Source organism: Streptomyces sp. EDA2-14 (assembly GCF_054963755.1).
Genome location: NZ_JBUEGE010000004.1, coordinates 87737 through 114467 on the forward strand (window position 1 = coordinate 87737; position 26731 = coordinate 114467).

At 72.9% G+C, this 26731-nt stretch carries 20 protein-coding genes; 10 read left to right on the plus strand and 10 right to left on the minus strand.

Annotated features, from left to right (window positions below; translation table 11 throughout):
- Nucleotides 1-14: 14 nt before the first annotated feature.
- From ACY34M_RS13305 to ACY34M_RS13320, 4 genes are all read left to right on the plus strand, one after another.
- A complete protein-coding gene (locus tag ACY34M_RS13305) occupies nt 15-656 on the plus strand; it encodes an isochorismatase family protein (RefSeq protein WP_462717810.1) in 642 nt (213 codons plus the stop codon).
- The gene (locus tag ACY34M_RS13310; RefSeq protein ID WP_462717811.1) at nt 653-892 is read left to right on the plus strand and encodes a phosphopantetheine-binding protein; all 240 of its coding nucleotides are present in this window, start codon (nt 653-655) and stop codon (nt 890-892) included. Before ACY34M_RS13305 ends, ACY34M_RS13310 begins: the two co-directional genes overlap by 4 nt.
- Entirely contained in the window at nt 889-4785 is a 3897-nt protein-coding gene (locus ACY34M_RS13315; RefSeq protein WP_462717812.1) for an amino acid adenylation domain-containing protein, read from the plus strand. Before ACY34M_RS13310 ends, ACY34M_RS13315 begins: the two co-directional genes overlap by 4 nt.
- 375 nt (nt 4786-5160) lie before the next feature.
- Nucleotides 5161-6126, plus strand: a complete 966-nt coding sequence (locus tag ACY34M_RS13320) for a TauD/TfdA dioxygenase family protein (protein ID WP_462717813.1) — start codon at nt 5161-5163, stop codon at nt 6124-6126.
- 18 nt (nt 6127-6144) lie between these two features.
- Here the strand turns inward: ACY34M_RS13320 and ACY34M_RS13325 are convergent, their stop codons facing one another.
- Together ACY34M_RS13325 and ACY34M_RS13330 are read right to left on the minus strand one after the other, a co-directional pair.
- A complete protein-coding gene (locus tag ACY34M_RS13325; RefSeq protein ID WP_462717814.1) occupies nt 6145-6552 on the minus strand; it encodes a CoA-binding protein in 408 nt (135 codons plus the stop codon).
- A 73-nt stretch (nt 6553-6625) separates the two neighbouring features.
- Nucleotides 6626-8596: an APC family permease gene (locus ACY34M_RS13330; RefSeq protein WP_462717815.1), complete on the minus strand. Its 1971-nt coding sequence runs from the start codon at nt 8594-8596 to the stop codon at nt 6626-6628.
- A 126-nt stretch (nt 8597-8722) separates the two neighbouring features.
- Here ACY34M_RS13330 and ACY34M_RS13335 point away from each other — a divergent pair, with 126 nt between their 5' ends.
- From ACY34M_RS13335 to ACY34M_RS13345, 3 genes are all read left to right on the plus strand, one after another.
- Nucleotides 8723-9343, plus strand: a complete 621-nt coding sequence (locus ACY34M_RS13335) for a YigZ family protein (RefSeq protein WP_462717816.1) — start codon at nt 8723-8725, stop codon at nt 9341-9343.
- 212 nt (nt 9344-9555) lie between these two features.
- The gene (locus ACY34M_RS13340; protein WP_462717817.1) at nt 9556-10722 is read left to right on the plus strand and encodes an exonuclease SbcCD subunit D; all 1167 of its coding nucleotides are present in this window, start codon (nt 9556-9558) and stop codon (nt 10720-10722) included.
- On the plus strand, nt 10719-13826 hold the full coding sequence (locus ACY34M_RS13345; protein ID WP_462717818.1) for an AAA family ATPase: 3108 nt from the start codon (nt 10719-10721) through the stop codon (nt 13824-13826). The genes ACY34M_RS13340 and ACY34M_RS13345 overlap by 4 nt, the downstream gene beginning before the upstream one ends.
- Before the next feature lie 13 nt (nt 13827-13839).
- Here the strand turns inward: ACY34M_RS13345 and ACY34M_RS13350 are convergent, their stop codons facing one another.
- The 3 genes from ACY34M_RS13350 to ACY34M_RS13360 all read right to left on the minus strand — a co-directional run bounded on the left by ACY34M_RS13350 (nt 13840) and on the right by ACY34M_RS13360 (nt 17204).
- Nucleotides 13840-14940, minus strand: a complete 1101-nt coding sequence (locus tag ACY34M_RS13350; protein ID WP_462717819.1) for a cobalamin B12-binding domain-containing protein — start codon at nt 14938-14940, stop codon at nt 13840-13842.
- Between the two features lie 5 nt (nt 14941-14945).
- Complete coding sequence (locus ACY34M_RS13355) at nt 14946-16496, minus strand: PP2C family protein-serine/threonine phosphatase (protein ID WP_462724115.1); 1551 nt, start codon at nt 16494-16496, stop codon at nt 14946-14948.
- Between the two features lie 249 nt (nt 16497-16745).
- Nucleotides 16746-17204 (minus strand): Lrp/AsnC family transcriptional regulator, encoded by a 459-nt coding sequence (locus ACY34M_RS13360; protein WP_462717821.1) that lies wholly within the window; start codon nt 17202-17204, stop codon nt 16746-16748.
- 94 nt (nt 17205-17298) lie between these two features.
- On the opposite strand from ACY34M_RS13360, the gene ACY34M_RS13365 reads away from it, so the two are divergent.
- A complete protein-coding gene (locus tag ACY34M_RS13365) occupies nt 17299-17778 on the plus strand; it encodes a rhodanese-like domain-containing protein (RefSeq protein ID WP_462717822.1) in 480 nt (159 codons plus the stop codon).
- A gap of 72 nt (nt 17779-17850) precedes the next feature.
- Nucleotides 17851-18696, plus strand: a complete 846-nt coding sequence (locus tag ACY34M_RS13370) for an SDR family oxidoreductase (RefSeq protein WP_462717823.1) — start codon at nt 17851-17853, stop codon at nt 18694-18696.
- A 21-nt stretch (nt 18697-18717) separates the two neighbouring features.
- Here ACY34M_RS13370 and ACY34M_RS13375 read toward each other — a convergent pair whose 3' ends face one another.
- Entirely contained in the window at nt 18718-20406 is a 1689-nt protein-coding gene (locus tag ACY34M_RS13375; protein ID WP_462717824.1) for a DUF885 domain-containing protein, read from the minus strand.
- 20 nt (nt 20407-20426) lie between these two features.
- A complete protein-coding gene (locus ACY34M_RS13380) occupies nt 20427-20924 on the minus strand; it encodes an Lrp/AsnC family transcriptional regulator (RefSeq protein ID WP_462717825.1) in 498 nt (165 codons plus the stop codon).
- Between the two features lie 60 nt (nt 20925-20984).
- Here ACY34M_RS13380 and ACY34M_RS13385 point away from each other — a divergent pair, with 60 nt between their 5' ends.
- Entirely contained in the window at nt 20985-22229 is a 1245-nt protein-coding gene (locus ACY34M_RS13385) for a trans-sulfuration enzyme family protein (protein WP_462717826.1), read from the plus strand.
- Here the strand turns inward: ACY34M_RS13385 and ACY34M_RS13390 are convergent.
- The 3 genes from ACY34M_RS13390 to pdxR all read right to left on the minus strand — a co-directional run bounded on the left by ACY34M_RS13390 (nt 22144) and on the right by pdxR (nt 26671).
- Entirely contained in the window at nt 22144-23433 is a 1290-nt protein-coding gene (locus tag ACY34M_RS13390; protein ID WP_462717827.1) for a GNAT family N-acetyltransferase, read from the minus strand. The two genes, ACY34M_RS13385 and ACY34M_RS13390, sit on opposite strands and share 86 nt — an antisense overlap.
- 89 nt (nt 23434-23522) lie before the next feature.
- A complete protein-coding gene (locus tag ACY34M_RS13395) occupies nt 23523-25106 on the minus strand; it encodes an alkaline phosphatase D family protein (RefSeq protein ID WP_462717828.1) in 1584 nt (527 codons plus the stop codon).
- 125 nt (nt 25107-25231) lie between these two features.
- A complete protein-coding gene (gene pdxR / locus ACY34M_RS13400; RefSeq protein ID WP_462717829.1) occupies nt 25232-26671 on the minus strand; it encodes a MocR-like pyridoxine biosynthesis transcription factor PdxR in 1440 nt (479 codons plus the stop codon).
- Nucleotides 26672-26731 lie beyond the last annotated feature (60 nt).

The window sequence follows — 26731 nt, forward strand, 5'->3', positions numbered from 1 at the left end:
AGGTACCCCCCACCATGGCCCTGCCCGCCATCGCCGCCTATCCGCTCCCCACCCCCGCGGAACTCCCCGCCAACCGCGTCCCCTGGACCGTCGACCCGGCCCGCGCCGTGCTGCTCGTGCACGACCTCCAGCACCACTTCCTCGCCAAGTACCCGCAAGCCGAACAGCCGTTGACCGGAATGCTCGACAACACCGCGCGGCTGCTCAAGGAGAGCCGCGGACTCGGCATCCCCGTCTTCTACTCCGCGCAGCGCGGCGGCCAGACCCCCGAGGAGCGCGGCCTCCAGCTCGACTTCTGGGGCCCCGGCGCCGCCGACGACCCCGCCGTCCTCGCCATGCCCGACGCGGTGGCGCCCGAGGACGGCGACACCGTCCTCACCAAGTGGAAGTACAGCGCGTTCGTCCGCACCGAACTCGAATCCCTGATGCGGGAGTCGGGCCGCGACCAGCTGGTGATCGTCGGCGTGTACGCGCACATCGGCGTCATGATCAGCGCCGCCGACGCGTGGATGCGGGACATCCAGGCCTTCGTCGTCGCCGACGCCGTCGCCGACTTCACCCGCGAGGACCACGACATGGCGCTGCGCTGGTCCGCGGGCCGCTGCGCCGTCGTCACCACCACCGACCAGCTCATCGAGGAGGTACGGGCCGCATGACCACGCTCACCGTCCAGAGAATCCGCGAGGACGTCGCCGACTGCCTCGGCGAGGACGATCCCGCCGAGATCCCGCTCGACGAGAACCTCGTCGACTACGGTCTCGACTCCGTACGCGTCATGACCCTCCTTGAGCGCTGGCGCAGGGACCACGGCGTCGAGGCCTCGTTCGTCGACCTCGCCGAGCAGCCGGCCGTCGAGGCCTGGGCGAAGATCCTGGGGGTGGCCGCCTCATGACCGCGACCGTCAGCGAGACCACCGCCGTCGGCGACCTCGTCCTGCCGCTCACCTCCGCCCAGTCCGGCATGTGGTTCGCGCAGGCCCTCGACCCGCTCAGCCCCGCCCAGAACACCGCCGAGTACCTGGAGATCGACGGCGAGCTCGACCCCGCGCTCTTCGCCGACGCGCTGCGCCGCGTCGTCACCGAGGCCGACGCGCTGCGCGTCCGCGTCGAGGACACCCCCGACGGGCCGCGGCAACGGGTCCGCGGCAGCGTCGAGCTGCCGCTCACCGTGCGCGAGGACCTCACCGAGGACGAGGCCGTCGACTGGATGCGCGCCGACATCGCCGAGCCCTGCGACCTGTCCGCCGGACCGCTCTTCGGGCACGCCCTGTTCCGCGTGGGGGAGCGGCGCTGGCTCTGGTACCAGCGCATCCACCACCTCGTCATCGACGGCTTCGGGTACTCGCTGCTCGTCCGCAGGACCGCCGAGATCTACACGGCCCTCGTGCACGGCGAGGAACCGTCGCCCCGGCCCTTCGCGTCGCTCGCCGACCTGCTGGCCGTCGACGCCGAGTACCGGTCCTCCGAGGCCTTCGCCGCCGACCGGGCGCACTGGGGCGAGGCGTTCGCCGACCGCCCCGAGGCGCCGCGGCTCGCCGGGCGCGGCGCCCTGCCGTCCCGCTCCTTCCGCCGCCGCACGACACGCATCGAGTCCGGCACCACCGAGCGCCTCAAGGAACTCGCCGCCCGCACCCGCGCCACCTGGCCCGACGTCCTCATCGCCGCGCAGGCCCTCTACACCGCCCGCGCCACCGGCCGCGAGGACGTCGTCCTCGGCCTGCCGATGATGGGCCGCATGGGCTCGGTCGCGCTGCGCGTACCCGGCATGGTGATGAACGTGCTGCCCCTGCGGCTCACCGTCACCCCGGACGCCACCTTCGCCCAACTCGTCCGCCAGGTGGTCCTCGGCGTGCGGGCGGTCCGCCGCCACCAGCGCTACCGCTACGAGGACATCCGCCGCGACCTCGGACTGCTCGGCGAGAGCCGCGGCCTGGTCGGACCGCTCGTGAACGTCATGCCGTTCGACTACGGCACCGAGTTCGCGGGCGCCCCGGCCCGCGCCCACAACCTGTCGGCGGGCCCCGTGGACGACCTCACGGTCAACATCTACGACCGGGCCGACGGCCGCGGCCTGCGCATCGACCACGACGGCAACCCTGCGCTCTACGAGGACACGGACCTCGCCGCGCACCAGGCCCGCTTCCTCGACCTCCTCGGTCGTCTCGCCGACATCGACCCGCAGGCCCCGCTCGCCACCCACACGATCGCCACCCCCGCCGAACTCGCCCTCGTGCTCGACGAGTTCAACCGCACCGAACGGGCCCTGCCGCCCACCACCCTCGTCGGCCCCATCGAGGCGCAGGCCGCCCGCACCCCCGACGCGACCGCGCTCGTGTACGACGGCACGGTGCTCACGTACGCGCAACTGAACGCACGCGCGAACCGGTTGGCGCGCCACCTGCAAGCGCTGGGCGCCGCCCCCGGCCGCCTCGTCGCGGTCTCCGTGCCGCGCTCGGCCGAGCTGATCGTGACGCTGCTCGCCGTCCTCAAGTCCGGCGCGGCGTATCTGCCGCTCGACCCGGACTACCCCGAGCAGCGCCTCACGTACATGCTCCAGGACGCCGACCCCGTGTGTGCCGTCACCGACGTCGCCGACCGCCTCCCGGCCGGCGCGGGCACCCCGCTGGTCGTCCTCGACGGCCTCGACCTCTCCCTGTACGCGACGGTCGACCCGGGCCGCGCGCTCACCCCCGCACACCCCGCGTACGTCATCTACACGTCCGGATCGACCGGCCGGCCCAAGGGCGTCGTCGTTCCGCACTCGGCGATCGACAACCGGCTGCGCTGGATGCAGAGCGAGTACGGCATCGGGGCGGCGGACGTCGTCCTCCAGAAGACCCCGTCGTCGTTCGACGTGTCGGTGTGGGAGTTCTTCTGGCCGCTGCGCGAGGGCGCGACGCTCGTCGTCGCCGAGCCCGGCGGCCACAAGGACCCGGCGTATCTGGCCCGGCTGATCCGCGAACAGGCCGTCACCACCTGCCACTTCGTGCCGTCGATGCTCCAGGTGTTCCTCGCGGAGAGCGGCGCCGCCAGGTGCGCGGGCGCGCTGCGCCGCGTCTTCTGCAGCGGCGAGGCCCTGCCGCGCGAGACGGCGAACACGTTCGCGCGCACCCTCCCCGGCGTCGCGCTGCACAACCTGTACGGCCCGACGGAGGCCGCCGTCGACGTCACGTACCACGCCTGCGAACCGAACGGCTCGGGCCCCGTGCCCATCGGCCGCCCGGTGTGGAACACCCGCCTGTACGTCCTCGACCCGGCCGGACAGCCCTGCCCGCCCGGCGTGACCGGCGAACTCCACCTCGCGGGACGCCAGTTGGCCGACGGCTACCTCAACCGCCCCGAGTTGACCGCTGAACGCTTCGTCCCCGACCCGTTCACCGCCTACGAGGGCGGCCGCATGTACCGCACCGGCGACCTCGCACGCTGGACCGACCGCGGCGAGGTCGAATACCTCGGCCGCACCGACCACCAGGTCAAACTGCGCGGCCAGCGCATCGAACTCGGCGAGATCGAGGCCGAACTGGCGGCCCTGGAGGGCATCGACGGGGCCTGCGCGCTCGTCCTCGACGACCGCCTCGTCGGCTACGTGACAGGGACCGACGTCGACCCGGCCGCCGTCCGCACCGCGCTCGCCCGCACCCTGCCCGAGCACATGGTGCCCTCCGCGATCGTGCCGCTCGACGCGTTCCCGCTCAGCCCGAACGGCAAGCTGGACCGCCGCGCACTGCCCGCGCCCGTGTTCGCGGGCGGCACGGCGGGCCGCCGCCCGGCCACCCCGCGCGAGGAGACGCTCACCCGCCTCTTCGCCGAAGTGCTCGACGCCGAAGGCACCGGCCCGGACGACGCGTTCTTCGACCTGGGCGGCACCTCGCTGCTCGCGGTGCGCCTGGTCAACCGGGTCCGCGAGGAACTCGGCGCGGAGCTGACCATCGGCTCCCTGTTCGCGTCCCCGACCCCGGCCGCCCTCGCTGCCCGCATCGACGACGCGTCACCGGTCTCCGCCGACGCCCTCGGCGTCGTGCTGCCGCTGCGCGGCCGGGGCACGCGCCCGCCGCTCTTCGCGATCCACCCCGCGGGGGGCATCTCCTGGTGCTACGCGGGACTCACCGCCCGCCTCGGCCCCGACCAGCCGGTCCACGGCCTCCAGGCACGCGGCCTCACCACGCAGGACCCGCTGCCCGGCACCCTGTGGGAGCAGGCGGCGGACTACGTCGACGAGATCCGCCGGATCCGCCCGCACGGCCCCTACCGGCTCATCGGCTGGTCCGTCGGCGGCATCCTCGCGCACACCGTCGCCGTACTGCTCCAGGAGGCCGGGGAAGAGGTCGAACTCCTGGCGCTGCTCGACGCGTTCCCCGCCGAACAGTGGCGCGAGCGGCCCGCCCCGGAAGAGGGCGACGCGCTCACCGCCGTCCTGCGCATGGCCGGCTTCGAGCGCACCGACGAAGCCACCCGCGAGGACGTCCTGGCCACCCTCCGCAAGGCGGGCAGTCCGCTCGCCGGCCTGAAGGACAGCACGCTCTCGCGGATCGTCGACATCGTCCCCAACCACGCCCGCATGATGCGCGCCCACGAACACCGCCGCTACGAGGGCGACGTCCTCTTCTTCACCGCGGCGGCCCCGCGCCCCGAGGACTGGCTGACCCGCGAGGCCTGGCGCCCGCACATCACGGGAGACATCACCAACCACGATCTCCCGTGCACCCACCCCGAACTGCTCAGGGAGGAGCACGCGGACCGGATCGCCGAGGCCCTGAAGGACCGCCTGAAGGAGCTGGACGACTGAGCAACCTTGGGGCACGCCCCTGAACAGCGGATTCGGTGCCGGGGGAGCGGCCGTGACGAGAGGGGCGGCCGGTCCGGCATGCGGGAACAGATGTCGCACGCATTGCAGGGTCGTGAAGCGCGCCGACGGAGCCTTGACCGGCGCCCGGGCCGCTGGCCAAGCTCCTGTTCATGACCGCGACGACGACGCAGCAAGCGACGCGGCTCCACGTCGACCTGGAGCTCCCGCTCCCGGCCCCGTCCGCGTGTCCGTGCCGCTGACGATCGCGACCCGCATCTCCCTTTTTCCCCGCCCCCGGTACGCGTGCCCCGCGCCACGGCACGCCGCTCCGGCGGAGGGGGAAACCGCCCATCACCCAGTCGAAGGGGTCCCTCCATGACGTCCACCGCACCTGCCGCACCCGCCGCGACCGCCGTCACCGTCGAGAAGGTCGGCGGCAGGCTCGGCGCCGTGATCTCCGGGGTCCGCCTCGGCGGAGACCTGGACGAGGCCACCGTGGCCGCGGTCCGCGCCGCCATCCTGGAGCACAAGGTCGTCTTCTTCCGCGGCCAGCAGCACCTCGACGCGGAGAGCCACGAGGCCTTCGCCCGACTCCTCGGCACCCCGGTCGCCCACCCGACCGTCCCGTCCGTCGACGGCCGCTACGCCCTCGGCATCGACAACCAGCACGGCGGTCGCGCCAACCAGTGGCACACCGACGTCACGTTCGTGCCGGCGTACCCCGCCTTCTCCATCCTGCGCGCCGAGGTCGTCCCGCCGTACGGCGGCAACACCCTGTGGTCCAACACGGCCGCCGCCTACGCCGAACTCCCGGAACCCCTGCGGGTGCTGGCCGACAGCCTGCGCGGTGTGCACACCAACGACTACGACTACGCGGCCGCCCGCCCCGAGGCCCCCTCCAAGGCGCTCGAACAGCACCGCAAGGTGTTCACGTCCACCACGTTCCAGACCGAGCACCCCGTGGTGCGCGTGCACCCGGAGACCGGCGAGCGCACGCTGATCCTCGGCAACTTCCTGCAGAAGCTCACCGGTTTCAACGCCCGCGACTCGCGCGCCCTCATCGGCGTCCTGCAGTCGCACGTCGAGCGGCCGGAGAACACGGTCCGCTGGCAGTGGAGCGTCGGCGACGTCGCCATCTGGGACAACCGGGCCACCCAGCACTACGGCGTCGACGACTCCGACGCCCACACGCGCACCCTGCGCCGCGTCACCGTCGACGGCGACGTCCCGGTCGGCACGGACGGCCACCGTTCGACGCTGCTGTCCCCGGAGTCCGTGCCGGAGCCCGAGTACGGCATCGCCTCCGGCGCCTCGACCGACGGCGCGATCGCGGCGGCGTAAGGGGTCTTGCGGGGTGGGTCAGCCGAGCCGCGGGATCTCGATGGCGGGGCATTTGTCCATGACCATGTCGAGTCCCGCGGCGCGGGTGCGCTCGTAGGCGGCCTCGTCGACGACGCCGAGCTGGAACCAGACGGCCTTGGCGCCGATCGCGGCGGCCTCGTCGGCGACCGGGCCCGCGAGGTCGCTGTTCACGAAGACGTCGACCACGTCCACGGGGAACGGGATGTCGGCGAGCGAGGCGTAGCCCTGCTCGCCGTGCACGGTCTCCGCCTTCGGGTGCACCGGCACGATCCGCTTGCCGAACCGCTGCAGGACGTCGGCGACCCCGTAGGCGGCGCGGGCCTTGTTGGAGGAGAGGCCGACCACCGCCCAGGTGTCCCCGGACTCGGTGAGGATCTTGCGGACCGTGTCGTGATCGCCGTACATGGGACCTCCTTGGAGCGTGCTTCTCTTCCTCGTACGGGACAACTTCCCGGGCGGCGCGGGGATTCCGGCGGGCTCAGCCCACGTGCACGCGCGGGCGGCGCTGCGGGTCCGGTTCCGCGCGGCGCAGCACCTCGCGGGTGACCGGGGCGACCTCGCCGTCGCCGAACACCAGGAAGCGCAGCAGATGGCCGACGGGGTGGCCCTCGGTCCAGTTGAAGTAGGCGTGCGGGACGCTGCCGGTGCGGTCGCGCAGGTCCATGAGGACGGCGGCGGCCGTGTTGGGGACGCCGGGGCCGTGCACCCGCAGCCGCCGCACCCCGTGCTTCTCGTCGCCGTGGACGAGCAGGTCCTCGGTGAAGTCGGAGGAGTCCTGGATGAAGACCTCCAGGAACAGCACCCGGCCGTCCTCCGGCATGGGCGTGTCCTCGCGCTGGCAGTGCTCCTTGTCGCGGTACTCCGCGGTGGTGTGCTCCTGCGGCTCGTTCGCGATGATCCGCAGCGGCCCCTGCGCCGCCGCCTCTTCGACGAGCCGCAGCGCCGTCTCGTCGTACGTGACCGCGCCCGCGCGCAACTCGAACGCGCGGTGGACGCGGGAGGCGAAGGACGAGACGAGGATCGCCGCGATGAAGATCAGAGCGATCTTGATGCCGTCGGGGCGCTCCACGACGTTCGTGACGAGGGTGTACGCGAAGACCGCCGTGATCGCGCCGAAGCCGATCGTCGACTTGCGGTGGCCGTGCCGGTGCACCGCGACCGTCGAGGCGAAGGAGGCGGAGAGCATGAGGACCAGTACGCCGGTCGCGTACGCGCCGGACTGGTCGTCGACGTTCGCGTTGAACCAGAGCGTGATGAAGACGGCGGCCGCCATGAAGACGAGGACCAGCGGGCGCACGGCGCGCGTCCACTCAGGGGCCATGCCGTAGCGCGGCAGATAGCGCGGGACCAGATTGAGCAGCCCCGCCAGCGCCGAGGCGCCCGCGAACCACAGGATGCAGATCGTCGAGACGTCGTAGACCGTGCCGAAGCCCTCGCCCAAGTACGCGTGCGCGAGATACGCGAGCGCGCGCCCGTTCGCCGAACCGCCCGACTCGAACTCGTGCTGCGGGATGAGGATCGTCGTGGCGAGGCTCGACAGGAGCAGGAAACAGCTCATGATCAACGCAGCGGTCGTGAGCAGCTTGCGTGTGTCGCGGATGCGGCCCTTCGGCTGCGCGTACGTGTCCGTGGAGTCGCCCTGGACCTGCGGCATCACCGCCACACCGGTCTCGAAGCCGGACATGCCGAGCGCCAGCTTCGGGAACACCAGCAGCGCGACGCCGATCATCATGAACGGCGAGGAGTGCTCCGCCGTCATCGCGTCCCACCAGTTGCCGATCTTGACCGGCTCGGTGAACACATGGACGGCCGCCGTGAGCAGCACCACGACGTTCAGGGCGAGATACGCCCCCACCAGCACCACCGCGACCCGGATCGCCTCCCGGAACCCCTTCAGGAACACCGCGCCGAGCGCCGCGAGCAGCGCCAGCGTGATCCACGTGTTCTCGCCGTGCAGACCGCTGGGCGCGAACGGGTTCTCGACGACGTGCGCCGCCGCGTCCGCCGCCGACAACGTCATCGTGATCATGAAGTCGGTGGCGGCGAAGCCGAGCAGCACGAGGACGAACAGCTTCCCCGCCCACCAGGGCAGAAGCCGCTCCAGCATCGCGATCGACCCCTCGCCGTGCGGCGACTCCTTGGCGACCCTCCGGTACACCGGGAGGGCGCCGAGCAGGGTGAGCGCGATCAGCACGAGCGTCGCGAGCGGCGAGAGCAGCCCGGCGGCGAGCGCCGCGATACCGGGCTGGTAGCCGAGCGTGGAGAAGTAGTCCACACCCGTCAGACACATCACCCGCCACCACTTGTGACCCTTGTGCTCCTCCGGGGCGTGTCCGTGCGGCCCCTGATGGCGGGCCGTCTGCTCGCTCAGCCCCTCCAGCAGCCAGGAGCGCCAGCGGCTCGTGGTGGCTGCGGGGGTGGCCTGACTCTCGGCCTGGGTGCCGGTCATGTGAGGGTGCTTCCTGTCGGACGACTCGGGGGCGACTGCCCGGGACGACGAGCGAGTATCCAGCACATCGTCACCTGTGCCTCGGGCGGGGGCGAGTCCTGTGTCGCCTCCGCATACGCTGGTCGGATGCAGGACGAGTACCGCACGGTGGCCCGCGAGGGCGTGCACGAGACAGAGATCAGCCGCTCCCGGTTCCTGTGCGCGCTCGCGCCCGCCGCGACCGAGGAGGAGGCACAGGCCTTCGTCGCGCGCGTCCGCAAGGAACACCCCACGGCCAACCACAACTGCTACGCCTACGTCATCGGGGCCGACGCCTCCGTACAGAAGGCGAGCGACGACGGCGAACCGGGCGGCACCGCGGGCGTCCCCATGCTGCAGATGCTCACCCGGCGCGACATGCGCTACGTCGTCGCCGTCGTGACGCGCTACTTCGGAGGCGTGAAACTCGGCGCCGGCGGCCTCATCCGCGCCTACGGAGGCGCGGTGGGCGAAGCCCTCGACGCGCTCGGCACGGTGACCCGCCGCCGCTTCCGCCTCGCCACCGTGACGGTCGACCACGCGCGCGCGGGCAAGATGGAGAACGACCTCCGGTCCACCGGCTGCGAGGTTCGCGACGTGCGCTACGCCGAGGCCGTCACCATCGAGATCGGCCTCCCCGAAGCAGACGTCGACCGCTTCCGCGGCTGGCTGGCCGATGTGAGCGCGGGCACGGCGGACTTCGAACTGGGCGGGGAGGCGTACGGGTGAGTGCGTCCTTTTGCGGCGATTTGGGGGCTGAGCGACCTCGGCGGCGATTGCGACAATCAAGCCCCTGCAGGGGGCACCTCCCAGCGTTAGCTGGGGGAGATTGAGCAGCGGGGTCCGGGGCGGAGCCCCGAGTCGTGAGAAACGCCTCCCGCAACAGGCCCGCCAGACGTAAACCCCCGCCATGTCAGACCCACCCGTTAGCCTCGTGCACCATGAGGCTGCTCCACACGTCCGACTGGCACCTGGGCCGCTCGTTCCACCGCGTGAACATGCTCCCCGCCCAGGCCGACTTCATCGCCCACCTCGTCGCCACCGCCCGCGAGCGCAGCGTCGACGCGGTGGTCGTCTCGGGCGACGTCTACGACCGCGCGGTGCCGCCCCTCGCGGCCGTGGAGCTGTACGACGACGCGCTGCACCGCCTCGCCGAGCTCGGCGTGCCCACGGTGATGATCTCCGGGAACCACGACTCGGCCCGCCGCCTCGGCGTCGGCGCGGGCCTCATCGGCCGCGCCGGCATCCATCTGCGGACGGAACCGGCCCGCGCCGGGGAGCCGATCGTGCTGCCGGACGCGCACGGGGACGTCGCGTTCTACGGACTTCCCTACCTTGAACCGGCCCTGGTCAAGGACGAGTTCGGGGTGGCGAAGGCCGGGCACGAGCAGGTGCTCGCCGCAGCCATGGAGCGGGTGCGGGCGGACCTCGCCGAGCGCGCGCCCGGCACCCGGTCCGTCGTCCTCGCGCACGCCTTCGTGACCGGGGGCGCGCCCAGCGACAGCGAGCGGGACATCACGGTGGGCGGCGTCTCGGCGGTCCCGTCCGGCGTGTTCGACGGCGCGGACTATGTGGCCCTCGGCCACCTGCACGGCAGCCAGACCATCAGCGACCGGGTCCGCTACTCGGGCTCGCCGCTCCCGTACTCGTTCTCGGAGGCCGACCACCGCAAGAGCATGTGGCTGGTCGACCTCGACGCCGAGGGCGCGGTCACCGCCGAGCGGATCGACTGGCCGGTGCCGCGCCCGCTGGCCCGCATCCGCGGCGACCTGGAGGACCTCCTCGCCGACCCGGACCTCGCCCGCCACGAGGAGTCCTGGGTGGAGGCCACGCTCACGGACGCGATCCGCCCCGACGACCCGATGGCCCGCCTCGCCGACCGCTTCCCGCACACCCTCAGCCTCCTCTTCGACCCGCGCCGCACGGACGAGGGCGAGCCGGACGCCAGCTACGCCGAGCGCCTCAAGGGGCGCGACGACCACGAGATCGCGGAGGACTTCGTGACACACGTCCGGGGCGCGGGGCCCGACGAGAGCGAGCGGGCTGTACTGCGCGCCGCGTTCGACGCCGTACGCGAGCACGACGTGGTGCGCGAGGTGGCGCGTTGAGGCTGCACACACTCACCATCACGGCGTTCGGCCCCTTCGGTGCCACCCAGAAGGTCGACTTCGACGATTTGTCGGCGGCCGGACTCTTCCTCCTGCACGGCCCGACCGGCGCGGGCAAGACCTCCGTCCTCGACGCGGTCTGCTACGCGCTGTACGGGTCCGTGCCCGGCGCCCGGCAGAGCGGCAGCGGCCAGGGGCAGAACCTGCGCAGCGACCACGCCGAGGCGGGCGTGCGCACCGAGGTCGCCCTCGACCTGACCGTCGCGGGCCGCCGCCTGGAGATCACCCGGCAGCCGCCGCACCTGCGCCCCAAGAAGCGCGGCACCGGCTTCACCACGGAGAAGGCGCAGAGCTGGCTGCGCGAGTACGACGCCGTGGCGGGGAAGTGGAAGGACCTCAGCCGCTCCCACCAGGAGATCGGCGAGGAGATCACGCAGCTGCTCGGCATGAGCAAGGACCAGTTCTGCCAGGTCGTGCTGCTTCCGCAGGGCGACTTCGCGCGCTTCCTGCGCGCCGACGCCGAGGCCCGCGGCAAGCTGCTCGGCCGCCTCTTCGACACGCACCGGTTCGCCGCCGTGGAGCAGCGGCTCGCCGAGGACCGCAAGGCGGCGCAGAAGCAAGTGGCGGCGGGCGACGCGGAGTTGCTGGCCGACGCGCACCGTATGCAGCAGGCGGCGGGCCATGTCGTGGAGCTGGACCCGGTCGACGCGGCCCCCGGTGACCCCGGTATCGCGGACGCCGTGCTGACCTGGGCGGCCACGGCCCGCTCGACCGCGCGCGAACACTTCACGCACGCCCATCTCGCCCTGGACGCGGCCGAGTCCGCGCGGATCGCGGCGCAGCACGACCTCACGGACGTGACGGAGACCCATCGCCTGCAACTGCGCTTCGCGCAGGCCCGCGAGCGGGAGGCCGCACTGGAGGAGCGTGCCGAGGACCACCGCGCCCTCAAGGACCGGATGGACCGCGCCCGCAAGGCGGCGACGGTGGAGCCGGCGCTGGCCCTCCGGGACGAGTCGGAGACGGCGCACCGGTCGGCACTGGAGGAGGACCGGCGGGCCAGGGAGGAGCTGGCGGGGGAGTGGCCGGGGGCACGCGACGGTTCGGACGTCGGCCGGTCCTACGGGGCCGCCCCCGACGGCACCCCCGACCTCGACGGCAACCCCGACCCCGATCCCGGCATCCCGGCCTCGCCGGAGGCGCTCGCCGAGGCCGCCCGGCGTGTCGCCCAGGAGCTCGGTGGGCTCGACGCGGCACGCCGGGCCGAGCGGCGCCTCGCCGACCTCACGCGGGAGCGCGCCGACCTCGACCGTGAGGAGTGTGCCGACGCCGACCTGCTCGCCGACACCGAGGGCTGGCTCGACGGCTGGGACGCCCGGCGCGCCGACCTCCAGGCCAGGGTCGACGAGGCCCAGGAGGCCGCGACCCGCGCCGAACACCTCGCGGGACAACTGGAACCGGCCCGCAAGCAGGCCCGCGCCGCCGTCGACCGCGACCGGCTCGCCGAGCGCGCGGACGCCGCGGAGGCCGACGCCCTGCGGGCCCGCGAGCAGTCGGCGGCCGCGCACGAGCACTGGCTGGGCCTGAAGGAGCGGCGGCTGCGCGACGTCGCCGCCGAACTCGCCGAGGCCCTCGTCGACGGCGCGCCCTGCACCGTGTGCGGCGCCACCGAACACCCCGCGCCCATGCGGAAGTCCGAGGGACACGTCGACCGGGCCGCCGAAGAGGCCGCCCTCGCCGCCTACCGCGCCGCCGACGAGCGCCGCACGGAGGCCGAGCGCGCCCTCGGCGACGTACGGGAGGAGCGGGCGGCGGCGAAGGCGGCGGCCGGTGACCAGCCCGCCGCGCAACTCGCCGATGCAGTCAGCGAATTGGCGGAGCGACACGCCGAGGCGCACGCCCTCGCCGCGACCGCGCACCCCGCCCGCGAGGCCCTCGCCCACGCCGAGGGCGAGCACGACCGCCGGGTCGCCGCCCGCCAGCAGGCCGCCCAGCGCACAGCGGCCCGCACCTCCCTGCGGGAGGCGCTCGACCGTGAACAGACGGGACTTGAGGGCGAGTTGGCACAGGCGCGCGGCGGCGCCGAGAGCGTCGAGGTGCGCGCGACGCAGCTGGAGCGGCACGGGGCGCTGCTCACCGAAGCGGCCGACGCGGCCCGCGCCGTCGAGGACACCGCACGGCGCCTCAAGGACGCGGACGCGCGACTCGCCGACGCGGCGTTCCGGGCCGGGTTCGACACGCCGCAGGCCGCGGCGGCCGCGCTGCTCGACGACACCCGGTACCGCGAGCTCCAGCACCGCCTGGACGCCCGGCAGTCGGAGGAGGCGGCCGTACGCGCGGTGCTCGCCGAGGAGGACACCGCCGAGGCCGCCCGCAGACCGGCCGCCGACGTGGCCGCGGCCCGCGCCGCCGCGCAGGCCGCCGACGCGCGCGTGCGGACCGTCGGCTCCGCGCGCGACGAGGCACAGCGCCGGTGCGCCGAACTCGACCGGCTGTCGCGCCGCGCCGCCACCGAGGCCCGCCGCCTCGGCCCGCTGCGCGAGACCTACGACAGGGTGGCCCGGCTCGCCTCCCTCGCGGCCGGCACCGCCGCCGACAACGAGCGCAAGATGCGCCTGGAGTCGTACGTACTGGCCGCCCGCCTGGAGCAGGTGGCCGCGGCGGCGACCGCACGGCTGCGCCGCATGTCGTCGGGCCGCTACACGCTGGTGCACTCCGACTCCCTCGCGGGGCGCGGCCGTTCGGGTCTCGGCCTGCACGTCGTCGACGCGTGGACGGGCCGCGAGCGCGACACGGCGACGCTCTCCGGCGGCGAGACGTTCTTCGCCTCGCTGGCCCTGGCGCTCGGCCTCGCGGACGTCGTCACCGACGAGGCGGGCGGCGTCCGCCTCGACACCCTCTTCATCGACGAGGGCTTCGGCAGCCTCGACGACCAGACCCTCGACGAGGTCCTCGACGTCCTCGACTCCCTGCGCGAGCGGGACCGCAGCGTCGGCATCGTGAGCCACGTCGGCGACCTGCGCCGCCGCGTCCACGCGCAGTTGGAGGTCGTGAAGGGACGGGAGGGCTCGGTGGTGCGGCAGCGCGGGGCCACGGAAGGGTGAGGAGGACGGGGCCCTAGCTGCGGGCGGCGGTGAGGATGGCGCTGGTGCGCGGGAAGTCCTTGAGCTGGCCGAGGAGCGAGTCCAGAGCGGGGAGCAGGCACCGTGCCGGGACGTCACGGGCGGTCAGAACGTCCGCGGTCCACGTGATGAACCGGGTGAAGAGGTCGGCGTCGTCGACGTAGAGGGCGGTGGCGAGGTAGCTGACGATGAAGTCGATGTCCTCGACAGTGCGATCCCGCTGGTACTCGCTGTACCGGCGCATCTCGGGAAAGCCCGTCTCGACATCGGAAAGGGCCTGCTTGACCAACTGCTGTTTCGTGCGGTGGACCATGCTGTATTCCTGGTCGCCCAGATGCGGCAGGTCCGCCGACGGCAGACGGGCCGCGTGCGCATCGGGCCGTGCCGGGTTCCGGTCGAGCAGAGAGGCCGCGCCGGGCGCGTCCTCGGCCCACTCGGCCCGCATCAGCCGGGCGTAGCGGCCCTGCGGTCCGAAGGCCCGCCCGCCGGTGAGTACCGGAACGCCGACGGCCAGGCAGGATTTGATCGCGTTGTGGGCGCCGGGCAGCAGCGTCGGAATGGACGAGGACAGCAGCACCGCCTGAGCGCGCGTGTGGTGGACGTGCGCGACCAGATGCTCGGTGGGGACGTGCGCCCCGAGGTAGTCGACGCGCCAGCCCCGCAGCCGCAGCACCTCGCTGACGAGTCGTGCGGGCAGGGCGTGCCACTCGCCGTCGACGCACGCCACCAGGACCCTTCCCTTGGGCGCGTCCGCGAGGGCGGGAGCGGTGGCGTCGGCGACGACCGAGACGCATCGCTCGCCGATGGCCGTCGCGGCGTGTTCCTGGGCCACCGTGATGTCATTGGCCGCCCAGGCCCGGCCTATCCGCTCCTGGGTCGGCGCGATCAGTTCGAGCAGGACCCGCTCACCCGTGGCACGCAGTTGTGCGGCGGCCGAAGCGGACGTGGTGGACGTGGTGGACGTCCGCCCGGACTCTGCCGTGCCGAGCACGCGACGCACCAGTGTGAGGGCGCTCGTCTCGTCACCGTCACCGACTGCCTGCCACAGTTGCTCACGTGGCTCGGCGAGGGAGTTCGTGCCCATGGTGTCGTTCATGCGATTCACCTTCCCCGGGGGGATTTGTTCACGGTTTTCGTACGGTTGTCGCGGGGCGCGCCGATCGCCAGGACGGCCATGTCGTCGTGCCGGCGCTCTCCCACCCACTGGGAGACGACCAGTTGCACGCGTTCGGTGACCACCTCGGGCGGCATTCCGGCGCATCGGCTCAATACGGTGCGCAGTCTGTCCTCGCTGAACATCGCGTCGCCCGTCGGCCCGCCGCGCGCCTCGGTGATCCCGTCGGAGTACAGCAGGCAGGTCTCGCCCGGACGCAGGGCGACCTCGGCGGTCGTGAACTCGACATCGGCGAACGCGCCGATCAACGTCCCGTGGGTCCCGGTCTCCTCGACACTGCCGGTGGTGCGCACGACGAGCGGGGCGGGATGGCCCGCGCTCGAGACGCGCAGCCGTACCGACGCGCCCCGGCGGACGGCGCTGGCCAGGACCAGTGTCACGAACGGGGTCCGGTTCACGGACATGAGTGCCTTGTTGAGCAGGGTGAGCACGCGGGTGTGGTCGGCTGCGAACGGCACCAGCGCCTGTAGCGAGTGACGCACCCGGCCCGCCGTGACCGCGGCCTCCAGCCCCTTGCCGCACACGTCTCCCAGCACCGCGACGGTCTCGGCCTCGGGCGAATCGGCGGGGAACAGGTCGTAGAAGTCGCCGCCGACGCGTTCGCCCGCCACGGAAGCGCGGTAGCGGCCCGAGAAGCAGATGCCGTGCACGCGGTCGAGTGCGGGCGGCAGCAGGTCGCGCATCAGGACTTCGGAGGTGTGGGCCTGTCCGGCGTACCAGCGGGCCGTGGACAGCGCGGCGCCGGCGCGTGCGGCGAAGAGCTGGGCAAAGGACTCCTCGGAGGGAGTGAACACCGCCTCCTGGCGACGGCGGAGCAGGATGAGGCCGCCGGTCGACGCACCGTGCCCCGGCAGCGGCACCACGGCGACGGAACCGATGTCGGCGGCGTCGTCCACGAAACCTTCGGGAACGGCCCAGGACGGCACCTGGTGGGGATCGATCCACTGGGAGGACACCGCGGGAAGCCCCATCAACGCCTCTGCCAGGCCCGGCAGTTGCCCCGGGTCCAGGGCGATCCGCTCCCGCGCCACCGCCCCGCCGGCGGTGCACCGCGTCACGGGGAAGCCGTATCCGTCGTCCGCCCCGACGACGACGGCCGCGTTCGCCAGATGCCGCGCCGCCCGCTCCACGATCACCGCCGTACAGCGCTCGACGTTCAACGAGGCGAGCAGGTCGGAAGAGAGCTCCTGCAACAGACGGGCTTTCGCCCGCTCGCGCACCAACTCCTGCTCCACACCGCCCAGAGCACGGTCACTGACCAGCCACCAGGTCACCGCACCGTCCACGTCCGGCCCGGCGAGCGCCTTCACGTGGTGGCCGTCGATCCGCCCGCCCGCCCAGGTCGGCAGCGCCTCTTCCGTGCCTCCGGCGCGCCGTATGTGTGCCTCGACCAGCCAGGCGGGCGCGACCTCGCTGAACGCGACACCGACACCGACCTGCGCCAGCAGCGCCCCGGCCTGCTCACTGTGGGACAGCACGACGCCGTCCGCGCCGACTGTCACTGCTGGATACGGGGTGCGGGGCTGCGCGGCGGGCCCCACACCGCACGAGCTTCGCTGCTCTGGCAAGGAGGTCATCGATCTGGGACCCGCTGGTACGGACCCCCACCATCCGTCCACTCGAAGGCAGGTGACCGTCACAATACCGACGGCATATGACTACTTTCTGTACTTTCCCATAACGGGTGACATTCCTGCCAGAGTGCTGGACAATCCGCCCAGCGTCCCCTAGTTGCCGATGGCCCGCCTCGGCAGGGGCGAGGAGTACACGACGCTCGTCGTCACCGATCCCAGGGTGCCGATCCTGCCGGAAACCTCCTCCAGATGTTTCATCGAGCGCGCCGCGACCTTGATGACGAAGCAGTCGTCGCCGGTGACGTGGTGTGCCTCCAGGATCTCCGGCGTCGCCTCGACGAGGTCGTGGAACGGCTTGTAGTTCCCGTTCGGGTAGCGCAGCCGTACGAAGGCCAGGATCGGCAGGCCGAGCCGCTCCGGCACGACCACCGCCGTGTAGCCCGCGATCACCCCGGCCTCCTCCAGCCTGCGCACCCGCTCGGTCACGGCGCTGGCCGACATGGACACCGTCCGCGCCAGTTCCGCGTAGCCGGCGCGGCCCTCGCTCTGGAGTGCCTGGAGGATGCGCCAGTCGGTGGCGTCGGGAACGTAGGGCGTGGAATCAGCGGTCATGGTTGAGAAATAGCAGGGGAATCCCCGGCCGGACAAGGGGATTGCCGGGGATCGTGCCTTCAGCCGGTGGGCCGTCGGCCGTAGATTTCCGGTCATGACATCCACCACGCCGGTCGCCAATCCGGTCCTCCGCGTCGCTCCCGCCTCGCCCTCCGCCGCTGCCGCGTACTTCGGCGCGAGCCTTGCCTTCCACGCCGATGTGTCCGACGTCGCCGCCGCGCTGGCCTCCGGCGGTGATCCGGGATTCGTCGTCCTCGATTCCCGTTCCACCGAGTCCTGGAACCAGGGGCATGTTCCCGGTGCGGTTCATCTGCCGACCGCGCTCATCACCGAGCAGGCCGAGCGGATCCTCGACAAGTCCGTGCCTGTGGTGACGTATTGCTGGGGGCCCGGATGCAATGGGGGCGCGCGGGCGGCGCTTGCGCTTGCGGAGCTCGGGTTCCAGGTCAAGGAGATGCTCGGCGGGTTCGAGTACTGGGTTCGGGAGGGGTTCGCGTACGAGACGTGGGAGGGGCCCGCGCGCCGGGCCGCCGATCCGCTCACGGCTCCGCTCGGCGCGGACTGCGGTTGCTGACCGGGCCCGGGCCCGGGCCCCGGCCGCGGAAATCGGGTGTGCTCCCGGTGGGCGCCAGGCATCATGCGCACCATGCCGAAACTTCCTCACCCCACCCCGACCGAACTCCGCCGCGACCCGCTCCCGTTGCGCGGTCGCACCGCTCTGATCACCGGGGCGAGTCGCCGTGGCGGGATCGGGTTCGCCGTGGCGCGGCGGCTCGTCGCGTACGGAGCGAGCGTGTATCTGCACCATCACGTGGCGCACGACGAGGCGATGCCGTGGGGCGGCGACCGGCCCGCCGAGGTCGCCGACGCCGTGCGGGCCGCGTGCGGTGATCCGGACGCCGTGGTCGCGCACGGCCCGGCGGATCTGACCGAACCCGAGGCCCCCGCCCAGCTGGTCCAGGAGGCCGCCAAAGCGCTCGGCGGCCGGATCGACATCGTCGTCGCCAACCACGCCCTCAGCGGCTCCGACGGCACGCTCGACACCATCGACGCCGCCATGCTGGACGCCCATTGGGCCGTCGACGCCCGCTCGGTGGTGCTGCTGGTGCAGGCCTTCGCCCGGCACCGGGCCGCGACGGCCGCGGAATCAGGAGGTCGCGTCGTCATGATGACCTCCGGCCAGGACATCGCCGACGGGATGCCCGACGAGATCGCGTACGCCCTCCAGAAGGGCGCGCTCGCCTCGATCACCCGCTCCCTCGCGACGGCCCTCGCCCCGCAGTTCGTGACCGTGAACACCGTCAACCCCGGCCCCGTGGACACGGACTACCTGGACGGCGAGACGTACGACGCGATCGCCGAGCTGTTCCCCGCCAAGCGGTGGGGGATGCCCGACGATCCGGCGCGGCTCATCGCGTGGCTGGCCACGGACGAGGCCGCGTGGATCACCGGGCAGGTCATCGACTCGGAGGGCGGATTCCGCCGCGCCTAGAGGCGAGGAAACACGGCCCCCTCAGAGCTTCGACAGCTCGTCCACCAGATCGTCGAGCCCCAGCGAGCCCTGCGACAGCGCCGCCATGTGCCACGCCTTCGCGTCGAAGGAATCGCCGTGCGCGGCCTGCGCGTTGGCGCGCCCGAGCAGCCACGCCCGCTCGCCCAGCTTGTAGCCGATCGCCTGGCCTGGGATAGACAGGTACCGGGTCAGCTCGCTCTCCACGAAGTCCGCGGGACGGCTGCTGTGCGCGCCGAAGAACTCCTGCGCCAGCTCGGGCGTCCAGCGCTCGCCGGGGTGGAACGGCGAGTCCGCGGGGATCTCCAGCTCCAGGTGCATGCCGATGTCGACGATGACGCGGCAGGCCCGCATCATCTGGGCGTCCAGGTAGCCGATGCGGGTCTCCGCGTCGGTGAGGAAGCCCAGTTCGTCCATCAGCCGCTCCGCGTACAGCGCCCAGCCCTCCGCGTTCGCCGAGACGATGCCGAGCGTCGCCTGGTAGCGGGAGAGGTCACCGGCGACGTGCGCCCACTGCGCGAGCTGCAGGTGATGGCCGGGGACGCCCTCGTGGTACCACGTCGACACCAGGTCGTAGACGGGGAAACGGGTCAGGCCCATCGTCGGCAGCCAGGTGCGGCCGGGGCGCGAGAAGTCCTCCGACGGCGGCGTGTAGTACGGGGCGGCGGCGCTGCCGGCCGGTGCGATGCACGACTCCACCTTCCGCACCCGGTCGGCGAGTTCGAAGTGCGTACCGTCGAGCCCGTCGATGGCTTCGTCCATCAGCCTCTGCAGCCACTGCCGGACCTCGTCGACGCCCTCGATGTGTCGGCCGTGCTCGTCGAGATGCGCGAGCGCCACCCACGGGGTCTCCGCTCCCGGCAGGATCTTCTCGGCCTCCGTGCGCATCTCCGCGAGCAGCCGGTGGAACTCGCTCCAGCCGTACGCGTACGCCTCGTCCAGGTCGAGGTCCGTGCCGTTGTAGTAGCGCGACCAGCGCGCGTACCGCTCACGGCCCACCACGTTCGGCGCGCCCTCGACGGCGGGCGCGTACACGTCCCGCATCCAGTCGCGCAGTGCGACGGTCGCGGCGTCCGCCGTGCGGGCCGCGGCCGTCAGCTCCTCGCGCAGCGACTCGGGCCCGGCGCCCGTGAACTCCTCGAACCAGCCCTGCCACTCCTCCAGTTGGCCGATGAACGTCCTGGTCGGGCGCGGCGCACCGTGCAGCTTCCGGTCCAGGCCGAGCGCGAGCGTCTCCCGGTATCCGGCGAACGCCGCGGGCACCGCGCGCAGCCGCTCGGCGATCGCCGCCCAGTCCTCGTCCGTCTCGGTCGGGGTGACCGTGAACACCTCGCGGACGTTGTGGACCGGCGAGCCCAGATTGCAGACCTCGCGCAGGTGCTCGTCGGCCTCGTGCACCGCGAGCGTGGCGGTCAGGCGCTCGCGCAGCAGCCGGGCGCAGCGCCGCTCGACGTCGCTGTCGGCGCCGGGCGTCCGCTCCGCCTCGTCGAGCCGGGCGAGGGTCTCGCGCGCGAGGTCCGCGACGGCGGCGAGACCGGCAGGGGACAGGTCGGGCAGCTTGCTGTGGGACTCGCGCACACCCAGATACGTGCCCTCGACGGGATCGAGGGCGACCGTGGCGTCGACGAACGCGTCGGCGACCTGCCGGGGCAGTCGGGCGGTGGGGGGCTGAGAGCTCGCGGTGTGTGGCATGTGACACATCCTCGTACGAGTCAGGGGGCCGCGTCACCATGATTCGCCGCAGGCGGAAGCAGGGGGCCGCACTCCCACTGCTGGAAGATCAGCCGGGTCTCGACGCGGGCCACTTCGGGGCGTGCCGTGAACGAGTCGAGCACGAGCCGCTGGAGGTCCGCCATGTCGCGCACCGCCACGTGCACCAGGTAGTCGTCGGGCCCGGTCAGATGGAACACGGTGCGGGCCTCGGGCAGTGCGCGGACCCGCTCGACGAACGGCCCGACGAGCTCTCTGCGGTGCGGGCGCACCTGCACCGAGAGCAGCGCCTCCAGACCGCGGCCCAGCTTGGCCGGGTCGAGCCGCAGCACGTGCCCGAGGATCACGCCGCCGCGCCGCAGCCTGTTCACCCGGTCGAGACACGTCGAGGGCGCGACGCCGATCTGCGCCGCGAGGTCCCGGTACGTGGTGCGGGCATCGTTCTGAAGGAGCCGCAGTATGTCCAGATCGACCGGATCGAGTACGACGGAGTCGGCCATTCACCGAACGTAGCACGGGAGTTGAACCGTTCGCCCCGCCCGTTGTTCAGCATTCCGGTCATGGATACGCACTGGGACAAGAGCGCGGCCCGCACCCGGGCCTTCGCCACCGAAGCCGTGCACGCGGGCCGCGACGACCTCGCCGCTCTCGGCCTGCACGCCCCGCCCCTCGACCTGTCCACCACCTATCCGTCCGCCGACACCCGCGGCGAGGCCGCCCGCATCGACGCGTTCGCCGCCGACGGCGCCCTCGACGACGGGCCCCCCGTCTACGGCCGCCTCGGCAACCCGACCGTCGCCCGCTTCGAGACCGCGCTCGCCCGTCTCGAAGGCACGCAGAGCGCGGTCGCGTTCGCGAGCGGCATGGCGGCACTGACGGCCGTGCTCCTCGTCCGGCTCGGGGCGGGACTGCGCCATGTCGTCGCGGTCCGGCCGCTGTACGGGTGCAGCGACCACCTGCTGACGGCGGGCGCGCTCGGCTCCGAGGTGACATGGGTGGACCCGGCGGGGATCGCCGACGCGGTACGGGCCGACACCGGCCTCGTCCTGGTGGAGTCGCCCGCCAACCCGACGCTCGCGGAGGTCGATCTGGCGGCCGTCGCGCACGCCTGCGGATCGGTGCCGCTGCTCGTCGACAACACCTTCGCGACGCCCGTGCTGCAACGGCCCGCGGAGCACGGCGCCCGGCTCGTCCTGCACAGCGCCACGAAGTACATCGGCGGGCACGGGGACGTCCTCGGTGGCGTCGTGGCCTGCGACGAGGCGTTCGCGCGCGAGCTGCGCAAGGTGCGGTTCGCGACCGGCGGTGTGCTGCATCCGCTCGCCGGCTATCTGCTGCTGCGGGGCCTGTCCACGCTGCCCGTACGGGTACGGGCGGCGTCCGCGACGGCCGCCGAACTCGCCGGGCGGCTCGCCGCGGACCCGCGCGTCACCCGCGTCCACTATCCGCGGATCGGCGGCGCCATGGTCGCCTTCGAGGTCGCGGGCGATCCGCACGCGGTGACCGCCGGGGTCCGGCTGATCACCCCGGCGGTCAGCCTCGGCAGCGTCGACTCGCTGATCCAGCACCCGGCCTCGATCAGCCACCGCGTGGTCGCCGCCGACGACCGCAGGGCGGCCGGGGTGAGCGACCGGCTGCTGCGGCTCTCGGTCGGCCTGGAGGACGTCGAGGACCTGTGGGCCGACCTGGACCGGGCGTTGGGCGCGGCCGAGGCCGGACTCAGTGCCGCTCGGCCTGCTGGTACGCGTCCTCGTGCTCGTACGGAAGCAGGGACGCCACCGGTGTCGCATCGAGCCGCGCGGTGATCACCAGCGTCCCTTCCTCGATCTGGTAGTCGAGCGGGAGGCCGAGGCCGCGCATCGCCGCGACCATGCCCGTGTTGGCCGACTGCGTCACCGCGTACACGCTGGCGCAGCCCGCCTCGACCGCCATCGCGACCAGTCGGCCGAGGAGTTCGGCGCCGATGCCGCGGCGCTGCCAGTCGTCCTCCACGAGCAGCGCGATCTCGGTCTCGTCGCCGTCCCACAGCAGGTGGCCGAGGGCGACGATCCGCCCCGACGCGGTCTGCGCGGCGAGGGTGCGGCCGAAGCGCGGGCTGAGCAGGTGGTTGAGGTAGCGGTCGGCGTCGGCGACGGGCCCGTGGTAGCGGCTGCTCAACGTGGCCCGCGAGCAGCGCTCGTGCATCGCCCCGGCGAGGGCGAGATCACCGACGTCGGCGCGGCGCACCGTGATGTCGTTGCCCTCGGGCAGCGTCAGGACGTCCTCGCCGTGCGGCACCCGCGGGCCGAGCCGGGTGTCCAGCTCGACGAGGGCGCGGGCGCGCGCGAACTCGGTGGGCGTGAACGGCAGATACGGCCGCTCGACCTCGATGGCGCCGCCCTCCGGGGTGCGCAGGCGCAGCACGGTGTCGTCGAAGCCGCCCTCGACCGGTGTGCCGTCGCCGGAGCCGGTCACGGCCTTCGCGGGCAGTGACCGGATCGTGCAGCGGCCCAGCAACTGGCGCAGTGCGAGCGGGAGCTCCGCGGCGTCGAGCGCCGTGCGGGTGGCGAGGCCGAGGATGCGGGTGGGGGCGTCCACCAGGTCGTGGGCGTCCGCCCGCTCGACCCAGGTGTCGGCGCCGCCCGCGCCCGCGACGGCCTCCGTCAGCTCGCCCGAGGTCAGCTCCTCGGGTGCGCGCAGCAGGAACTCGTCCACGGTGCCCTCGGCCAGCGGGTGCGTCTGAAGACTCAGGATGTCGACGCGCAGCCGGGCCAGGACCGTGCAGAGCGCGGCCAGCGAGCCCGGCGCGTCCCGCACGGTCGTGCGCATCCGCCACAGCGCGCTGCTCGCCGGGTCGAGCGGCCCGGCCGCGGCCTCCGGGGAGGCGGGCGGCCGGGTGCCGGTATCCGCCGTCGGTGGAGCGTGCTCCTTCTGTCGTGACCACAGCAAACGGAGACCGGCGGCGGCCGTGGCGAACAGGGCCGCGGCGCAGCAGAGGACAACAGTGACAACTTGCGTCTCATTACTCATGCGTCCACTGTGCAGGACCGGTGTTGCGTGATCACAAACGCTTTGTGACCGACGGGTTAAGCGTGCTTATGTCGGATTTCGGCGAGGCCTCACTGTCCGACCCGCCCCGGCTGCAAGGTCTGCGAGAACAGCACGTCGCCGCCCTCCTGCCGCAGCCGTACGGTGAGTTCACCGCTGCCGCCGTCGATCTCCACCTCGCCGAAGTACGGCGGGGTCTCGGCCGGCGAGGTGTTGTTCCGGTCCGGCGCCTTGACGAAGGCCTGCCGCGGGCCGAACGTCCCGTCCAGCTTCAGCGCCTTGAACCCGCCCGCCGCGAGCGGCCCCGACACGAACTCCCAGAACGGCTCGAAGTCCTGATACGCCGCGTTCGACGGCTCGTAGTGCTGCGCAGACGTGTAGTGCACATCGGTCGTCAGCCACAGGGTGCCGGTGATCCGCTGGTGCTTGATGTGCCGCAGCAGCTCGGCGATCTGCAGCTCACGCCCGAGCGGCGCGCCCGGGTCGCCCTGCGCCACCGCCTCGAAGTTCGCGGTGCCGTCCGGGACGACGAGGCCCAGCGGCATGTCGGAGGCGATCACCTTCCACACGGCGCGCGAGCGGGACAACTCCCGCTTCAGCCAGGCCAGCTGTTCGGCGCCGAGGATGCCGGTCGCGTCGTCGGCCTGCCGGCCGGGCGAGTTCGCGTTCCGGTACGTACGCATGTCGAGCACGAACACGTCGATCAGCGGCCCCTGGTGCAGCACGCGGTACACCCGGCCGTCCGCGTCGCCCGGCGGCAGCGTCGAGACGGGGAAGTACTCGCTGAACGCGCGCAGCGACCGGGCCGACAGCACGTCGACGTTCTTCTCCGTGTAGCGGTCGTCGCTGAGGATCTGGCCGGGGTACCAGTTGTTGTGCACCTCGTGGTCGTCCCACTGCGTGATCGTGGGGACCTGCGCGTTGAAGCGGCGCAGGTTCTCGTCGAGCAGGTTGTAGCGGAACGCGCCGCGGAACTCGGCGAGCGTCTCGGCGACCTTGGACTTCTCCTCGGTGGTCACATTGCGCCACACGCGCCCGTCGGGCAGCGTCACGCTCGGCAGGATCGGGCCGTCGGCGTAGATGTTGTCGCCGCTGCACAGGAAGAAGTCCGGGTCGAGGGCGCGCATGTCCTCGTACACGCGGTAGCCGCCGCGGTCCGGGTTGATGCCCCAGCCCTGCCCGGCGATGTCACCCGACCACAGGAACCGCACCCCGTCCTTGCGCGACACGGACGCGGTACGGAAGGTCCCCTCGACGGGCTCGCCGGTGCGCCGCGGGTCGTCCGGGTCGGCGAGCAGCACGCGGTAGTGGACCTGCTCGCCGGGCGGCAGCCCGCGCAGCCGGGTCGTCCCGGTGAAGTCGGTGTCGGCGCCGATCAGCGGCCCCCGCCATCTGGTGGCCTTCTTGAACGACTCGGTGGCCGAGGTCTCCACGACCATCCGGGCGGGCCGGTCGGAGCGCACCCACACGAGCCCCGAGTGCGCGCCCACGTCACCCGCCTGGACGCCCCAGCCGGCCTTCGGACGACCGGAGAGCGCGAACGCGGGAGCGGCGATCCCGCCGGCCGTGGGAAGGGCCAGCGCCGCGGACGTGGCGAGCGCGCCGCGCAGCACGCCGCGGCGGCCGGGCAGGGGAGTGTGCGGACGGTCTGACATGGACGCCTCCAGTGACGGTCTCGACGACAGTGCGGTGCCATGGCCTGCGCGTGGCGCCGCCCAGCCACTCCTACTGCTGTGCCACGGCGCACACGCGAACCCCAAGTGAACAACCGCCCCCGCCGTCAGGGGAACGGGGCGCGCGCAGCGGCCTGTGCCAGGAGTCGTACCCCTTCGGTGATGCGGGCCGGTGACAGGTGCGCGTAGCCGAGCACCAGGGACACGCCGTCGTCCCCGCCGCCCCCGTAGTGGTCCAGCGTGCGGACGGACACCCCGGCGGCCGCGCAGCGGTCCACCAGGGCGCGGCGCGGACCGTAGCGGCCGGGGAGCGTGGCGATGGCGTGCAGGCCCGCCGCGATGCCGGAGACCTCGGTGCCCGGCAGGTGCTCGCGCAGCGCCGCGACGAGCGTGTCGCGGCGCTCCCTGTACGCGCGCTGGCAGCGCCGCAGGTGCCGGTCGTACTCGCCGCGCTCGACGAAACGGGCCAGGGCCGCCTGGTCGAGGGCCGGGTTGCCGAGGTCCATGTAGCGCTTGCGCGCGACGACGTCGTCGTTCAGCTCGTCCGGCACCACCAGCCAGCCGAGCCGCAGTCCCGGCGCCAGCGACTTGCTCACCGACCCCGTGTACGCGACGTGCTCGGGGTCGAGCCCCTGGAGCGCGCCCACCGGGGCGCGGTCGTAGCGGAAGTCGCCGTCGTAGTCGTCCTCCACGACCAGCCCCGACACCTGCCGCGCCCAGTCCAGGAGTTGGGTGCGCCGGCCCGCCGAGCAGGCGATGCCCGACGGGAAGTGGTGCGACGGCGTGGTGATCGCCGTGCGGACCCCGGAGTCCCGCAGCGGCCCCATGGCGAGCCCCTCGTCGTCCATCGGCAGGCGCACCGCCCGCGCGCCCACCGTCGCGAACAGCTCCTCGTACTGCGGGCTGCCGGGGCTCTCCACGCCGATGCCGTGCTGCCCGCGCGCGCGGAGCACGATGCCGAGCAGTGTCACCGCCTGCGTCACCCCGGAACACACGATGATCCGCTCCGGGTCCGCCACCACACCGCGCCGCCGGGTCAGCAGTTCGGCGAGGGCTGTACGCAGGCGGGGGAGGCCGCGCGGATCCGGGTAACCGAGCGTGGGATGCGGCAGCTCGGAGAGGACCGCGCGCTGCGCCGCCGACCACGCGGCGCGCGGGAACAGCGACAGGTCCGGGCTCCCCGCCACGAAGTCGACGCGCACACCGGTCGCCGGGCGCGGCGCCAGATCGCTCGCACCGGTGGGCGCGGCCCGCGCCGCCTCCCCGACCCACGTCCCGGCACCCCGCCCGGCGCGCAGGTACCCCTCGGCGGTCAACTGCTCGTACGCCTCCGTGACCAGGCCCCGCGACACCCCGAGATCCCGCGCCAGATCCCGGCTCGACGGCAGCCGGGTGCCGCCCGCGAGCCGCCCCGAACGCACCGCCTCCCGCAGCGCGGACTGCAACGCACGACCACGCGCGCGTGCCGGTGCGGAGGTGGCGGGCAGCAGCAACTCCCAGGCGGGTGACGGAAGATCACGGCTTTCCGGCGCGGGCGATCGGGTCATGCCGAGGACCCTAAGGCCCCGAGGGAGGAGTCCCGCGCTCGGCCGATTGGTCCCCGACGG

Bases quoted from the DNA above. Each gene is read 5' to 3' on its own strand.
- ACY34M_RS13305 (WP_462717810.1), top strand. From the start codon at position 15: ATGGCCCTGCCCGCCATCGCCGCCTATCCGCTCCCCACCCCCGCGGAA.
- ACY34M_RS13310 (WP_462717811.1), top strand. From the start codon at position 653: ATGACCACGCTCACCGTCCAGAGAATCCGCGAGGACGTCGCCGACTGC.
- ACY34M_RS13315 (WP_462717812.1), top strand. From the start codon at position 889: ATGACCGCGACCGTCAGCGAGACCACCGCCGTCGGCGACCTCGTCCTG.
- ACY34M_RS13320 (WP_462717813.1), top strand. From the start codon at position 5,161: ATGACGTCCACCGCACCTGCCGCACCCGCCGCGACCGCCGTCACCGTC.
- ACY34M_RS13325 (WP_462717814.1), bottom strand. From the start codon at position 6,552: ATGTACGGCGATCACGACACGGTCCGCAAGATCCTCACCGAGTCCGGG.
- ACY34M_RS13330 (WP_462717815.1), bottom strand. From the start codon at position 8,596: ATGACCGGCACCCAGGCCGAGAGTCAGGCCACCCCCGCAGCCACCACG.
- ACY34M_RS13335 (WP_462717816.1), top strand. From the start codon at position 8,723: ATGCAGGACGAGTACCGCACGGTGGCCCGCGAGGGCGTGCACGAGACA.
- ACY34M_RS13340 (WP_462717817.1), top strand. From the start codon at position 9,556: ATGAGGCTGCTCCACACGTCCGACTGGCACCTGGGCCGCTCGTTCCAC.
- ACY34M_RS13350 (WP_462717819.1), bottom strand. From the start codon at position 14,940: ATGAACGACACCATGGGCACGAACTCCCTCGCCGAGCCACGTGAGCAA.
- ACY34M_RS13360 (WP_462717821.1), bottom strand. From the start codon at position 17,204: ATGACCGCTGATTCCACGCCCTACGTTCCCGACGCCACCGACTGGCGC.
- ACY34M_RS13365 (WP_462717822.1), top strand. From the start codon at position 17,299: ATGACATCCACCACGCCGGTCGCCAATCCGGTCCTCCGCGTCGCTCCC.
- ACY34M_RS13370 (WP_462717823.1), top strand. From the start codon at position 17,851: ATGCCGAAACTTCCTCACCCCACCCCGACCGAACTCCGCCGCGACCCG.
- ACY34M_RS13375 (WP_462717824.1), bottom strand. From the start codon at position 20,406: ATGCCACACACCGCGAGCTCTCAGCCCCCCACCGCCCGACTGCCCCGG.
- ACY34M_RS13380 (WP_462717825.1), bottom strand. From the start codon at position 20,924: ATGGCCGACTCCGTCGTACTCGATCCGGTCGATCTGGACATACTGCGG.
- ACY34M_RS13385 (WP_462717826.1), top strand. From the start codon at position 20,985: ATGGATACGCACTGGGACAAGAGCGCGGCCCGCACCCGGGCCTTCGCC.
- ACY34M_RS13390 (WP_462717827.1), bottom strand. From the start codon at position 23,433: ATGAGTAATGAGACGCAAGTTGTCACTGTTGTCCTCTGCTGCGCCGCG.
- ACY34M_RS13395 (WP_462717828.1), bottom strand. From the start codon at position 25,106: ATGTCAGACCGTCCGCACACTCCCCTGCCCGGCCGCCGCGGCGTGCTG.
- pdxR (WP_462717829.1), bottom strand. From the start codon at position 26,671: ATGACCCGATCGCCCGCGCCGGAAAGCCGTGATCTTCCGTCACCCGCC.